Origin of the sequence: Methylobacterium currus (genome assembly GCF_003058325.1) — a bacterium.
Classification (GTDB): domain Bacteria; phylum Pseudomonadota; class Alphaproteobacteria; order Rhizobiales; family Beijerinckiaceae; genus Methylobacterium; species Methylobacterium currus.
In genome coordinates this window covers 2575068-2588287 of sequence record NZ_CP028843.1, presented here as the reverse complement: position 1 = coordinate 2588287, position 13220 = coordinate 2575068, and the positions used below count along the sequence as shown (strand labels likewise).

General features: G+C 72.3%; 14 protein-coding genes. 10 read left to right on the top strand and 4 right to left on the bottom strand.

From position 1 onward, the window contains the following. Window positions 1–310: 310 nt before the first annotated feature. Together DA075_RS36555 and DA075_RS12270 are read left to right on the top strand one after the other, a co-directional pair. Window positions 311–1126, top strand: a complete 816-nt coding sequence (locus tag DA075_RS36555) for a hypothetical protein (protein ID WP_099953470.1) — start codon at window positions 311–313, stop codon at window positions 1124–1126. Between the two features lie 123 nt (window positions 1127–1249). Further along, a complete protein-coding gene (locus DA075_RS12270) occupies window positions 1250–2359 on the top strand; it encodes a thermonuclease family protein (protein ID WP_099953469.1) in 1110 nt (369 codons plus the stop codon). Window positions 2360–2381: 22 nt separating this feature from the next. On the opposite strand, the gene DA075_RS12265 is transcribed toward DA075_RS12270, so the two are convergent. Continuing rightward, the gene (locus DA075_RS12265) at window positions 2382–3470 is read right to left on the bottom strand and encodes a nitrogen regulation protein NR(II) (RefSeq protein WP_099953468.1); all 1089 of its coding nucleotides are present in this window, start codon (window positions 3468–3470) and stop codon (window positions 2382–2384) included. Between the two features lie 238 nt (window positions 3471–3708). Further along, window positions 3709–6582 (bottom strand): phosphoenolpyruvate carboxylase, encoded by a 2874-nt coding sequence (locus DA075_RS12260; RefSeq protein WP_099953467.1) that lies wholly within the window; start codon window positions 6580–6582, stop codon window positions 3709–3711. A 375-nt stretch (window positions 6583–6957) separates the two neighbouring features. On the opposite strand from DA075_RS12260, the gene DA075_RS12255 reads away from it, so the two are divergent. The 4 genes from DA075_RS12255 (at window position 6958) to DA075_RS12240 (ending at window position 8803) form a co-directional block, all read left to right on the top strand. Next, a complete protein-coding gene (locus DA075_RS12255) occupies window positions 6958–7161 on the top strand; it encodes a hypothetical protein (RefSeq protein ID WP_099953466.1) in 204 nt (67 codons plus the stop codon). Between the two features lie 101 nt (window positions 7162–7262). After that, window positions 7263–7730, top strand: a complete 468-nt coding sequence (locus DA075_RS12250) for a hypothetical protein (RefSeq protein WP_099953465.1) — start codon at window positions 7263–7265, stop codon at window positions 7728–7730. After that, on the top strand, window positions 7727–8440 hold the full coding sequence (locus DA075_RS12245; RefSeq protein WP_174800087.1) for a hypothetical protein: 714 nt from the start codon (window positions 7727–7729) through the stop codon (window positions 8438–8440). Before DA075_RS12250 ends, DA075_RS12245 begins: the two co-directional genes overlap by 4 nt. 102 nt (window positions 8441–8542) lie before the next feature. Further along, window positions 8543–8803 (top strand): hypothetical protein, encoded by a 261-nt coding sequence (locus tag DA075_RS12240; protein WP_099953464.1) that lies wholly within the window; start codon window positions 8543–8545, stop codon window positions 8801–8803. Window positions 8804–8929: 126 nt separating this feature from the next. On the opposite strand, the gene DA075_RS12235 is transcribed toward DA075_RS12240, so the two are convergent. Together DA075_RS12235 and DA075_RS12230 are read right to left on the bottom strand one after the other, a co-directional pair. Then, on the bottom strand, window positions 8930–9205 hold the full coding sequence (locus tag DA075_RS12235; RefSeq protein ID WP_099953463.1) for a hypothetical protein: 276 nt from the start codon (window positions 9203–9205) through the stop codon (window positions 8930–8932). Window positions 9206–9212: 7 nt separating this feature from the next. Further along, window positions 9213–9422 (bottom strand): hypothetical protein, encoded by a 210-nt coding sequence (locus tag DA075_RS12230; RefSeq protein WP_164712166.1) that lies wholly within the window; start codon window positions 9420–9422, stop codon window positions 9213–9215. A gap of 435 nt (window positions 9423–9857) precedes the next feature. Between DA075_RS12230 and DA075_RS12225 the strand changes: the two genes are divergently transcribed. The 4 genes from DA075_RS12225 (at window position 9858) to DA075_RS12210 (ending at window position 12891) form a co-directional block, all read left to right on the top strand. Then, window positions 9858–10601, top strand: a complete 744-nt coding sequence (locus DA075_RS12225; protein WP_099953461.1) for a Crp/Fnr family transcriptional regulator — start codon at window positions 9858–9860, stop codon at window positions 10599–10601. Next, entirely contained in the window at window positions 10585–11670 is a 1086-nt protein-coding gene (locus tag DA075_RS12220; RefSeq protein ID WP_099953460.1) for a PAS domain-containing protein, read from the top strand. The genes DA075_RS12225 and DA075_RS12220 overlap by 17 nt, the downstream gene beginning before the upstream one ends. A 187-nt stretch (window positions 11671–11857) precedes the next feature. After that, window positions 11858–12574: an AzlC family ABC transporter permease gene (locus tag DA075_RS12215; RefSeq protein ID WP_099953459.1), complete on the top strand. Its 717-nt coding sequence runs from the start codon at window positions 11858–11860 to the stop codon at window positions 12572–12574. Beyond that, window positions 12571–12891, top strand: a complete 321-nt coding sequence (locus DA075_RS12210) for an AzlD family protein (protein WP_099953458.1) — start codon at window positions 12571–12573, stop codon at window positions 12889–12891. Before DA075_RS12215 ends, DA075_RS12210 begins: the two co-directional genes overlap by 4 nt. The last annotated feature ends 329 nt before the right edge of the window (window positions 12892–13220 follow it).

The following is a 13220-nucleotide window of genomic DNA, read 5'->3' as shown; positions in this document are numbered from 1 at the left end:
GGGCTCTCTGGCAAGGGCTCTCTGGCAAGGGCTCTCTGGCAAGGGCTCTCTGGCAAGGGCTCTCTGGCAAGGGCTCTCTGGCAAGGATCCCCCGACGCCGAGAGTGAGCCAACGCGAGAGCCGGTCCCCTGCGCTGGTACCGCTCCGTCGGCGCGCCCGGACATCGTCCGAGGGTGTGGGGAGCGTGGGTAGCGGGGAGGGCGCCGGACCCGCAATGGAACCGTAACCGCGGCGACGAACGTTCACTCCGTTACAGTCGCATGCCTGATCCACCTGCGCGATCGTGCTCCTCCCCCCGGGTGCCGCCCCCATGCTCCGTTCCCTCCGGCCCAGCCTTCCCCTCCCGTCGGCCGCCCTCATCGGCCTCGGCCTGACCGCCCTCCTGCCCCCCGCCGCCATGGCGCAGGGTTGGGTCGATCCGCCCAACCGGGCCGCGCCGAGCCCGGCTGCCACAAGCCCCGCTCCGGCGCCTGCCCCCGCGGCGGCCGCGCCCCGCTTCGCCCCGGCCGCCCGGGCCGAGACGCCGAAGGCCCACGCCCCGCGCCGTGTCGCCGAGGAGACGCGCCGGCCCGCCCGCAGCGGGCTTCACGCGGCGACGGCCGCCCGCCGCGCCGCCCGGCTCGCCCGGGCCGAACGGCTCGCCCGGAGCGAGCGCCCGCTCCAGGTCCAGATTCCAGCCCCCGCCCCGGTCGCCGTCTCGGACGGGCAGATGCGCGACTGGGCGGTGGCGTCGCAGCGTCTCGCCCGCGACTACCTGGCGTCGATCTCGGGATCCAACGGGGCGGCCCTCGCGGCGGCGCCGGGCTTCTACGGCAGCCAGGTCGTCTTTCACGGCCGGCCGATGAGCGTCGCCAGCCTGATGTCGGAGAAGCGCCGCTTCGTGCAGCGCTGGCCCGAGCGCCGCTACCGGCCGCGGCCGGATTCCTTGCGCACGGCGTGCAATGCCGGGCTCGCCGTCTGCCAGGTGCGGGCCACGGTCGATTTCTCGGCCTTCAGCCCCGATCGCGGCGCGCGCTCGCAGGGCACCGTCGACCTGGAGCTCGCGGTGAGCCTGGCCGGCGGGCGCCCGGTGATCATCGCCGAGAACAGCCGGGTCGTGCACCGCGACGCGGTGGCGAGCCGCTGAAGGACGGCAGCCCTGTGACAGGGCGCCGGACAGGACCTAGATGAGGCGTTAAGGAGTGCCCGCCGAGGCGGCGGGCGGCTCGGGCAGACCCCGCGGCCAGGGGCGATGGGACACGATGCGGACATGACCTCGCGTGAGCAGTTGCAGGCGCTGATCCGGGCCGAGATCGACCGGCAGCGCCCCGTCGCGGTGGCCCGTCGCACCCTCGAACTCCTGATGGAATCCGCGACCCGCCGGCTCGACGCGCCGCCGGGCTACCAGATCGTCGACCGGGACGGGCGCCCGCGCACCCGCACCGTCGGCGGCGAGGCGGTGCCCCTGACCTTGAGCGACCTCGTCGACGAGCTGCGCCGCCAGCACCCCACCATGTTCCAGCCGCCCGCCGCCCCGGCCGCAGCCGACGCCCCGCGGGACTGGATCGTGGTGAAGCCCGCCGCTCCCGAGCCGCCCGCCCGTCCCGACCCCAGCTCGCGCCTGCGGGACGCCGTGACCGGGCTCGCCGCGCGCCTGCGCCGGCCTGAGCGGAAGCCGGAGGCCCCGGCCGCCGCGCCGGTCGCAGGTCCGCCGGTTCCGCCCGGCGAGGGGCTGAAGCCCGGCCTTGCCCGGCCGAAGCCGCTGCCCGGCCGAGGGTCCTCCCTCCGCCCGGCCTATGCGGTCCTCGGCGGGCTCGCCGTGCTGGGCGTCGGTTACGCCCTGCTCCACGGCGGCAAGGAGCCCGCGCGCGAGGCCGCGGTCGCGCAGGCGCCCGCTCACGGGGCCGGTCAGGGCAAGCTGGCCGAGGCCAAACCCGCGGAGGCGAAGCCGGCCGACAAGAAATCCGCCGAGGCGAAGTCCGCGCCCGCGACGGCGGAGTCGAAGGCGTCCGAGACGAAGCGCGAGCCGGTCGAGACCGGCGCCCTTGTGCCGGAGTCGGCCGGCCCGGTCGCCGGCGTCGCGGAGGTGCTCGACACCGCGACCCTGCGCCTCGGCGGCCGGACCCTGCGCCTCTACGGCGTCGAGTCGGCCAAGGGCGCGCAGGCGAGCGACCTGTCGGGCTATCTCGGAGGCCGCCCGGTGAACTGCCAGCCGAGCCCCGCGAAGACCGCCTGGATCTGCACCGTCGACGGGCACGACCTCTCCGAGGTGGTGCTCTACAACGGCGGCGGCCGCGCCACCGCCGAGGCGACGCCGGACCTCGTCGAGGCCGAGCGCCATGCCCGCGCGGGCAAGCTCGGGATCTGGGCCAAGCCTTAGTGGGTTCCGGCCCGGGTCCCCGTTACCGCAGGCCCGGCGCGCCGAGGAGGGCCACCAGGGCGCCTTGCCGGCTGGTGCCGGTCTTGGCGAACACCGCCTTGATCTGGCTGCGGGCGGTCTCGACCGCGATGCCGAGCGCCGTGGCGGCCTCGTCCAGGGCGGCGCCGCCGGCCAGGAGGGCAGCGAGCCGCGCTTCCGCCGTGGTGAGTCCGAAGACCTGCGTCAGCAGGGCCGGATCGGGCCGCCGCTCGGCCTCGAGATCGCTGGCGAGCAGGAGCGCGCGGGCGCCGAGAAACGGCGAGCGGACGGGTTCGGCCAGGGGCAGGATGCGCAGGACGAGGGGGCGGCGGTCGCGCCGGCGCACCAGGATCGGGCTGGCGAGCGGCGGGCGGCCCGGTGCCAGCGCCTCGACCAGGGCCGCCACCTCGTCCCGCGCCCGGGGATCGGCGATCCGCAGGGCCCCGTCGGCGACCCGGAACGCGGCGTCGAACAGGGCTTCCGCCCGCGGGTTGGCCCCGATCACCCGGCCCGCCCCATCGAGGGCGAGCGCTGCCTGGGCGACCTGATCGAGCCCGCGCAAGGTGCCGTCGAGGGCTGCGCGGCCGAGAGCTTCCGACAGGGCGGCGGCCTGCCCGAGCCGCCCCATCAGGCCGGCGAGGGGCTGCACCTGCGCCGCCTCGAACGGGCCGCGACGCGTCCTGCGCTGCACCGACACCGCCCAATGCTCCGGCCCGGCCCGGAAGCCCGCGACAGCGAACCAGTGGTAGCCGTGCGGCCGCAGCAGGTCGTTGTAGAACGGGGCGCGGGCCATCTCCTCATGCGTGAGGATGTCGTGATCGGTGACGACCTCGCCCCGCATCACCCGCGGCACGGCCCGGGTCCGCAGATCCTTCACGTGCCAGCCCTGCCCGAAATACCCGGCGACCAGCGCATCGACGTCGGGGGTGCACGGGATGCCGGGCGTGCGGCGATGGCTCTGCAGCAGCATCGCGCCGTCGCCCCCGACCAGGTTCGAGACCTCCGTCAGCACGGCGCCCCAGCGCGACGGATCGAGGGCCGCCTCGCCGAGCCGGTCGTCGAGGCAACGGAGCCTGTCGTCGGTCGGGCTCATGAGGGCGCGGCTCCCGGCTTCCTTTGCCGGATGTTACGTCATGAGATGCGGGCAGTCGCAGGTGACCTGGGTCGATCGACAGGATTTCTGGCGAAAGGTCGTGAGTTGTTCAGGATGTGACGGGAGCGGGTTCCTCCCCGCGGGCGGGGAGGGGAGGAACCCGCGCCGCTTCTTCTACGGGAGGTCCCTCGCACCGGAGGCCCCTCGGAGGACGGGGGCTTGCCCGATCCCCCCGCCCTCACCCGAACGCCCCCACCTCGTGCTGGATCATGCCGCTGATCTCGCGCACGAGGCCGAACAGGCGGCGGATCGGGGCGAACAGGGTGCGGTGCTCGGCCTCGTAGGTGCCGACGCCGCGCGGTCCTGCCGGCTCGCCGAAATTGAGGCCGAGCGTCGGGTCCGGCGTCACCGGGAAGATGTCGTCGAGGAGCTTCAGGCAGCTCTCGACGTCGAGGCGCAGGATGCGCTCGATCAGGGCCTCCCGGGTGATGCCGTTCTGCGGCCGGAAGCCCGGGATGTGCACCGCCAGGAACCAGATCCGGTGGATCAAGGCGAGGCGGAGCGCGTGGAGGAGCGCGAGCCGCGGCGTCATCCCGGGCAGGTCGGGGGCCACCATGTGCAGCATCAGGTGGTCGCGGGTCAGCCGCCCGAACAGGCGGCGCAGATGCGGCGCGAGGTTGAGCCGGTCGAGGGCGGCGGCGACCGCGACGATCTCCTCCCGCCGCCCGTCCCGGGTGGCGCGGCGCGCCCGCTCCAGCCAGACCGAGGGGTCGAGGGTGTCGATATAGGCGCGCAGCACGTCGAGGTCGCCGACGGCCGTCGCCTCCTGCACCAGCCGGAAGGCGCGGGCGAAGCGCTCGGAGCGCTCGCGCATCTCGACGAACAGGTCCGGGGCCCGGCCCGCCGCCCGCCCGACCCCGTGCAGGGAATTGGCCAGGAAGCCGAGCTGCTGCAGGATCGCGTTGTTGGGGATCGCCCGCATCTGGCGCGGATGGGTGATGGCGACGGGCCCGCCGCCGTCGGATTGCCGCGCCACCGGGCGCGAGCCGGTGCGGTCGAGCAGGTTCGGCCCGAAGGTGCCGAGGAGCGCCGCGTAGCCCGGATCGTCGACCAGGGTCTCCATGTCCTGGCGCACGCCGGTGAAGAATTCGGTGGCGAAGTCGGCCTCGGCGTAGATCGGGTCGGGCGCGGGCTGGAGCCGGCTGTAGACGTGCTCGCCGATGCGCGCGACCGTGGCCTCGGCGAGGGTCCTGGTGCCGAACAGCAGGTAGCCGTCGCTGCCCTGGAAGCTCGATTCGAGGCTGGTGCGGAGACCGGCCTCGCGGTTGCGCCGCCGCGCGTGGTCGGGGGCGAGATAGGCCAGGCGGTCGGCGAGGCTCGTCGGGTGGGCGCCCCGGCCGATCGACTCGCCGTGGGTGTCGAAGATCACGAGCTCGATGTCGGCGAGGTCGTGCGCCGCCATCAATTCGGTGATGCGGAAGCGCAGCCGCTCGATCCAGAAGGTGGCGGCGAGCTGGCCGACATAGCGCCCCGAATCCGAGTAGCCGAACTGCACCACGAGGCGCCCGATGCGCTTGAGATAGGCGCGCCAGGAGGCTGAGCGCAGCGCGTCCTCGATCACGTGCACGCCCTGTTCGAGCGCGGAGGCCGTCTCGAACAAAGGCGTGATCTCGACCCTGTCGCCGATGCCGAAATGCTGGGCGAGCCAGAGCGCGGCGAGCAGGGTGTAGCCGGTCTCGGTCTCGGCGATCAGGAAGCGGACCGGGTGGGTGCCGTCGACGTGCTTGAGGATCTGGGCGATCGTCATCATCAGCCGGGCGGCGGAGGCCCGCTCGGCGGCGAGCGCCCCGAAATCCACCGGCACCGCCGCCACCGTGTCGAGGAGCGCATTGATCGAGGCGAGGTGGGAGCGGCGCTGGGCCGGGTCGGTCGGGTCGCCGTCCTGGTCGAGCGCCCGGCGCACCGCGTTGTGGACCTGGCTGGCGTTGAGCCGGAAATGCGGCAAACCGTTCTGGAGCCCGTGCGCGGCGACGCCCGCCCGTAAGGTGCAGAGCGTGAGCCGCGCGTCGTCGTCGGCGGCGTCGGTGATCGCCCGGTCCAGGAGGGCGAGGAGGGGGCCGGCCTCGGTCTGGGCCCGGTCGCGCTCGATGATGAGGGCGAGCGCGAAGCGGTGCACTGCCTCGAGCCCGGGCTGGTCGCCGAGCTTCGGCGCCACCGCGAGCTGGCGCAGGACCGCCGCCCTGGCCTCCTCGGCGAGGCGCCGCGCGGGGTCCGCGGCCGGATCGGCGGGAAGCTGCGCCAGCACCCGGTCGAGCTGGGTGCGCTTCGACTCGAGCCGGTAGCGCAGGGTGTCCCACCAGCCGATATCGGTGCGCCCGTCGGTGTCGCAGCCGACCCAGGAGGCGATGACGACAGGCTTCGGGATGAGCTCGCTCCAGCTTTCGGGCCAGCGCACGCGGGCGGCCCGCAGGAGGGCCTCGTTCAGCCCGTCGAGGGCGGCGCGGCCGTGCTGGACCGCGTGCCGGGCCTGGTCGAACTCGTCGTTGAGGGTGATCACCGGGTCGGCCCGGGCCGAGAGCGCGGCGGCCGCCGCGACCGGGGCCTGACGCGCCGCCGGATCGGGCTCCGATGCGGCCTCGGCCAGGAGGCGGGCCACCGCCTTCGGCATCCCGAAGGTCGGGTGGGCGGTGAAGACGGCGGCAAACCGCGTGCGCTCGACCCGGGTGCGGGCGGTCTCGAAGCTCATCTCCGGGTCGCCGAGGGCGGCGGCCGCCACGGCCTCGATCGCCGCGGAGGAATCCGGCTCGGACCCGAGCCCCAGATAGGCCCGCAGCCGCGCCGCCCGGGCCTCCAGCGCCTGGGCGCGCAGGCGCACGAACAGGCCCGCGAGGTCGTCCTCGTCGATCTCGTCCCGGTCGAACAGGCGGCTGATCGCCAAAGCCACGGTCAGGACGGGATTGCGGAACGGGTCCTGGCTCGCCTGGCGGCGCGCCTCCTCGACCAGCCCGAGCAGGTCCGCTTCGAGCGTCTCGGCGGAACGGGTGCCGGAGCCTCGATTGAAAAAGCCTTGGTTGCCGGAGCCGTCCGTGTCGGAACCTTGGAGCCTGTCCATCGGGTCGCTTCGTCCTGTGGCCGGATCACCGTCCGGATCGAGCGGCGCGCGGGCTCGCGCCTGGGGAGCCGTGACGCAAGGAGCGTTCCGCGGCGCACAACGCCACGCAATATGCAGACTCGCGCCGGCGCGCCAACGTTTCGTCCGCCCAGGGTTCCGCAACGGCACAGGTTTCTGATGCAGAAGCGGAGATCATGGTCGCGGCACCGGCTCGGCGTGGGCGCTCCCCGATGGCGAGCCCTGATGCGCCGGTCTGCTGCCGCGAAGACACAGCCCGGGCCAGAATCGCGCCCGGCGCCGCCGCACAATGGTTAAGATTTCGTTAGCGCTTCATACTGACCGGCCCGAAGATGCCGGCTCGCGGAGCAACGCGCCATGATGTCGACCGGAGCCGCCCTGAACGCGGCCACCACCCTCGTCGAAACCACCCTGCCCGTCGGGCTGATCGGGGAGCGCGCCCCGGTGCGGACGATCCACGACGCCGAGGCCGAGGAGGGCCCGGAGGCGCTGCCGGCGGAGGGCGCCCTGCTCGTCGCCATCGAGGCGGGCCTGCGCAAGGCGGGCTACCTGCCGTCCTGACACCAGGGCAGACCGAGCCCGGGCGAACGCCGTGATCGCATGCGCGGCCGGCGCTGTGTGGCCGGACAGGTCGCCGGAAATGCTCTAAGGCTGGCGTCACGATGGACATGATCGTGATTCTGGCTGCCGTGGCAGCCCTGGTATTCGCCGGCCTGGTGCTCGTCTTCGCGCAGGGCCGCGCCCGCAATCCGCCCCTGCGGCTCCCGCACGAGCAGGAACTGGAGGATCGGGGCGACGAGTTGTTTCGCGATTTCGACCAGGATCTCGCCGGCATGCTCGACGAGGCGGCGCGCCATCCGGCGGCGCTGCCCGTCGCCCCCGAGCGCCTGGAGGCGCCCGACGCGGAGAGATTCCGCACCCGGGGCGGCATGACCATCGATCACGACCCGGCGGAGCCCGGCCTGCTGCGCGAGCCCGGCGACCGCACAGTCGACCCTTCCAAGAGCGATCTTTCTAAGAGCGATCTTTCCAAGAGCGATCTTTCCAAGAGTGATCCTTCGAGGAGCGATCCTTTCAGGAGCGCCTCTTCCAAGTTCGATTCCTCCAAGCGCGACGGAGAATCCCGGTGAAGCGTGCCGCGGTGCAGGCCGTCCTTCTGGCCGCCCTCTCGGCTGTTCCCTTGGCCGGTCCGGCCCGCGCGGCCCCCGGGGAGACGGCGCCCGCCTGCCCGGCGCCGCAGGCGGCCGAGTTTTCCGGTGGGAAGGGGTTTCGCCTGTTCGTCACCCGGCAGGGCACCATGACCTGGAGCAACCCGCTGCGGCCGCTCTCGCCCGAGACCGTGCAGGTGCTGCAGGTGGTAATCCGCAACAAGCTCGCGACCGCCTACGGACCCGACCTGTCGGGCCTGCGCCGCGGGCCCTCGCCGGCCGCCCTGGAGGCGCAGAACGGCGCGACGATCCAGTGGGCCGGCAGCCCGGATTCCCTGCCGCAGACCCTGCGCATCCTCGCCGATGACGGCGGCCAGGTCCTGGCCGAGCTCACCTTCCAAGCCTGTGGCGACGCCCCGAAGGTGGCGGAGCCGAAGGCGCCGAAGCCGGTCCCCACCGCCCGCAAGGGTGGTCCGAAGGCGGCGTCCAAATCCGAGGCATCCAAGGCCGAGTCGACAGCGGACTCGAAGGCGGACGGGGCCCCGGCGGACGGTACCGGTCCGGCCGCCGACGCGCCGAAGGCGGCGCCCAGGCGGGCTGCGAGGCCGAAGCGCGAGAAAGCCGCGGCACCGGACAGCGCGCCCTCGCGGACGCCCGGCGGCCTCATGCTGCCGCAGGGTGCGATCCCCTGACGCTTTCCTGAGCTTTTGCCTGAAACACCTCGGCCGTTGCGGCGTTCGTCCGCCGGGCGGCCGATCCCGTTCTCAACGATCCGCTCTCGGAGACGTCTCGCGATGTACGATTCCTGGCTGCGCCTCGGCTTCGACACCGTTCGCCTCGGGCTCGAGGCCCAGACGGTCGTCGCCCTGCGGCTGGCCAAGCTCTCGCTCGGCGGCGCAGCGGCCCAGGCCGAGGCGCAGCGCATGGTGACGGAGAAGCTGGAGGCCGCGGCGGAAGCCGCGATGACGCTCGCCACCGGCGGCACGGCCGAGCGGGTGGTGCGGGATTACCGCCGCAAGGTCCGGGCCAATGCCCGGAGGCTCAGCCGCGGCTGACGCGGGCGCGGCCGTCGACCATCATGCGGCGGGAACGGGCTTGGGCCGTCCCGAAGACCGTGTCCGGCGGGCTGCCCCGACCCGGCCTCCCTCCCTTGCGGGCGATGATCACTTACAGGTGACGGGTCACTTGCGGGCGGCCATCATGTCGTGGGTCAGCACGGTCAGCTTGCCGATCAGGCTGGTGATGTCGCCATGGGTGCAGGACCATTGCGTGCCGATCGCCCCGCCATCGGAGGAGACCGACACCACCGCGACGGAGCGCAGCTTGCCCTCGCGGGCGAGGCGCAGCTGTTCCTGCAGCACCTCGATCATCGAGGCGGTGTTCTCGTCGACGGGGGCCGCGGCCACGGGCTGCGGGAAGGCGACGATGCGGTTGGTTTCGGCGGCGATGTCGCTCATGGGAACTCTACGAACGCTTGAAGGAATCGGGGGTGCGGGAGCAGCGCGCGGCCGCGTCGCGGTCCTGCGGGGATGAACCCGGCAAGGATGAACCCGGCTTGTGCGCGCCTCCGGGATGGTCGAGCCGTCCCAGAAGATCGGCGAGGTTCGCCGGCAGCGCCTCGGCCAGGCAGCCGTCGAACGCGGCGCGCAGGCCGGGAGCCAGGACAGCGGCCATGCGGTCCACGTCGCCGGTCGGTCGGACCGGGGCTAAGATGGCGGGAGCCGGCCCGCCGGGACGATCGTGCATCGCCCGTGACATCATCGCAGCCTCACGCCTCAGGAGCCGCCCTCGCCGCCAAAACTGCCCATCCGGACGCGGATCACAATCCCTGCTCTGTGGCCGAGCTTCCACTTCCGTCCCCGATGTTGTGAGACCGCAACACATCGCGCGTGGCCCAGGACCGCAATATCGATCCGAACTGCACCGTTCCGCGTGGGCCCGAATGCGGCTTCGCCACCTCCTTCATTCGGTGTAGCGAGTGACGATGATTGGGGAATGCTGATATCAATTAGTCAAAAATAGCATGGTTTATCGTTCGATATTAACTTTTGTTAGAAAGATTTGAACAAAAATATGTTATTTAGACCCTGTACGGTAGGGTGGGGCGCTTTGGCTGAGTTTCTCATTCGCAAGCTCGAGAACTTCACGAGCTTGTCATCCGATGACAAGCACGCGCTCGATCAGGCGTCGCGCCAGCGTACACGCCGCATCCGGTCGCGGGACGACATCGTTCACGAGGGTGATCTTCCGCAGGGTGTGAACCTGATCCTCGATGGTTGGGCGTGCCGCTACAAGACGCTGGAGGATGGCCGCCGCCAGATCATCGCCTATCTGCTGCCGGGCGACCTATGCGACCACAACGTGTCGGTCCTGGGCGAGATGGATCACTCGATCGGCACCGTCACCGCGGTCACCCTGGCCGAGATTCCCACCGAGACCATGCGCCAGATGACCGCCGGCCATGCCCGGCTGTCGCAGGCCCTGTGCTGGGAATCCCTGGTGGCGGCGGCGATCCAGCGCGAATGGACGGTGAATATCGGCCAGCGCACCGCCTTCGAGCGCCTCGGTCACCTGCTCTGCGAACTCTACGTGCGGTTGCGCGCCATCGGGCTCACCCAGGGCAATACGTGCGAGCTGCCCCTGACCCAGGCCGAGATCGCCGACACGATCGGTCTGTCGGTGGTCCACGTCAACCGCACGCTGCAGGAGCTGCGCAGCGTCGGGCTGATCTCCCTGCGGGGTCGCGAACTCACCATCCACCGGCCCGAGGCGCTGCAGCGGGCCGTGCAGTTCAACCCGAACTACCTTCATCTGGGCCGCGAAGGGCGGCACCTCGATGCCAATGAGTCGTGAGGCCGACGCGTCAGCAGGAACAGAGACCGGGGAGGAGCCCGACTTTCGCCGGATGGTCGAGAGCATGCCGCATCTCGTCTGGCAGGCGAACCCACTTGGCGACTGGATCTGGGCCAGCCCGCAATGGACGGCCTTCACCGGGCAGAGCCTCGACCACAGCCGCGGCTATGGCTGGCTCGATGCCGTGCATCCGGAGGATCGCGAGCGCACGCGGGACGCGTGGCGGGCGGCATCCCGCTATGGCCACCTGATGATCGAGCACCGCCTGTATCGCCGCGCGGCGGAGGGGAAGGAGAGGGACCCTTATCTCTGGTTCTTCACCCGGGCCGCGCCCCGGCGCGACGACGGCGGCCGGCCGACCACCTGGTTCGGCACCTCGACCGACATCCATGCCCTGCACCTGATGCGCGAGGCGCAGACGCGGTTGATCCACGAACTGCAACGCCAGGGCCGCAACAACCTCGCGGTGATCCGCGGGATCGTGCGCCGCGTCGCCGACACGGCGGTGACGGCCGACGACGTGGTGGCGCATGTCGACGATCGCCTGGCCGCGATGGCCCGGATCCAGGCCGAGGTCTCGCGCGAGCCGTTGTCCGGCGTCGCCCTGGAGGTGCTGATCCGGGACGAGCTGTCCGCCCATGCTCTGCCGGAGCCGAGCGTGCTCGCCGGCCCGCCGGTGCGGCTGCCGGTCGAGGTGGCCGAGAGGCTCGGGCTCGCGCTGCACGAACTGGTGCTGGGTGCGGTGCTCGACGGCCACGACCGGATCGACGCGACCTGGACCACGACGCCGACCCACCTCGTCCTGACCTGGCGCGAGCGCGCACGGCGCGACGCGCCGGCCTCTCGCGCCTTGTCCGACGAAGCGGCCCGTGCTCCGTCGCCGGCCGGACGGCACGATCACGGACCCGACTCCGCGCCCGATGACGGGGTGGCCGGCTGCTCCGGCGGCGGGACCCTGCGCGGCGAGATGCTGGAGCGGATGCTCGCCTACGACCTGCACGCCGTCACCACCATCACCGAGACCGGCAGCGAGCGTGAGGTCATCATCGGGCTGCCGTTGCCGCACTGAGGCGCGATGCGCGGCTGTTTCACGTGGAAACGCCTCGGTCATGCGTCGTGGTGAAGTTTCGTCAACCTTGGCACCGGCGCGTGCGGACGCAGATTCCGCAACCCTGGCAGGCAGATCCGCGGATTGACGCCCGGCGGGCCGCGGCGCAACAGACGAGGCTCCCCCCACCGACACGCTGTCCGCAAACATGTCCCACGCGTCCGCCGCGCCGTTCACCCGGGCCGGCATCCTCACGGGCATCCGGCTCAGCCTGCCGCTCTGGCCCAGCATCGCGGTGTTCGGCGCCGCCTTCGGCGCCGCGGCGGCGCAGCGCGGCGTGAGCCTGGCGGAAGCCATGGGCGCCAGCGCCCTCGTCTATGCCGGCTCGGCCCAGATGGTGACCCTCGAAGTCTGGGGCCAGCCCTGGACGCTCAGCGCACTCCTCGCCGCCATGACGGTCACCGGGCTCATCAACGCCCGCATGATCCTGATGGGCGCCACGATCCAGCCCTGGATGCGCGGCACGCCGCTCTGGCGCACGGCGATGACGCTGTTCGTGCTGGTCGATGCGAGCTGGCTCATCGGCGTACGCCACCGCGCCGAGGGCGGCCGCGACCTCGGCGTGCTGTTCGGCTCCGGCATCGGCCTGTGGCCGCTCTGGGTCGCCTCGACGGCGGCCGGCCACCTCGCCGGCGCCCTGGTGACCCAGCCCCGGGCCTACGCCCTCGACATGATCCTGCCGGTGTTCTTCGCCGCCATGCTGGCGCCGCTCTGGCGCGGGGTGCGGCCGGCCCTGCCCTGGCTCGCCTCCGGCCTCGTGGCGCTGGTGGTGCAGCGCCTGGTGCCGGGCTACGCCTTCATCGCGGCCGGCGCCGCGGCGGGCCTCGTCACCGGCCTCCTCGTCGATGACGGGGCGGCGCGATGATCGACGCCGTTCTCGGCAGTTCCGCCGGCCCCTGGATCGCCATCCTGGCGCTCGCCCTCGTCACCTATCTGTGCCGGGCCTCCGGCGTGATGCTGATGAGCCGGGTGCACCTCACCCCGCGGGTCGAGCGGGGGCTTCGCGCCCTGCCGGGCTCGATCGTGGTGGCGACGGCGCTCCCCACCGGCCTCTCCGCCGGCCTGCCCGGGCTGCTCGGCCTGGTGACGGCGGCCGGCGTCATGGCGCTGACCCGGTTCGAGCTGGCGGCGGTGCTGGCGGGGATGGGCGTGGTGGCGGTCGGGCGGGTGTTGGGGCTCTGATACCATCGCGCTTTCGCATCGACACGTCGATGCGAAAGCATCCGGCGCATCAGCGCCGGCGCCCATTCGGGCTTGGTCAGCGCCTTCGAACGAGTCCGTTCGAAGGCGCGGCGGTATGATAGGCAGCGCGCAGCGGGGACGCCCGTCACTGCGCTCCCGGTCTCTTCCCATTGCCGCCGTGAAGAACGCCGCCATGGGGCCGCGTGCGGGCGATGCAGTCCCGGAACGTCGCCTTGCTCACCGGCGACTGGCGGAACAGCGGCTCGCCGCCCGCGCCGCGGGGAATGCGCAGCGCGTCCACGCAGCTCTGGCAGTAGGGTCAGCACAGT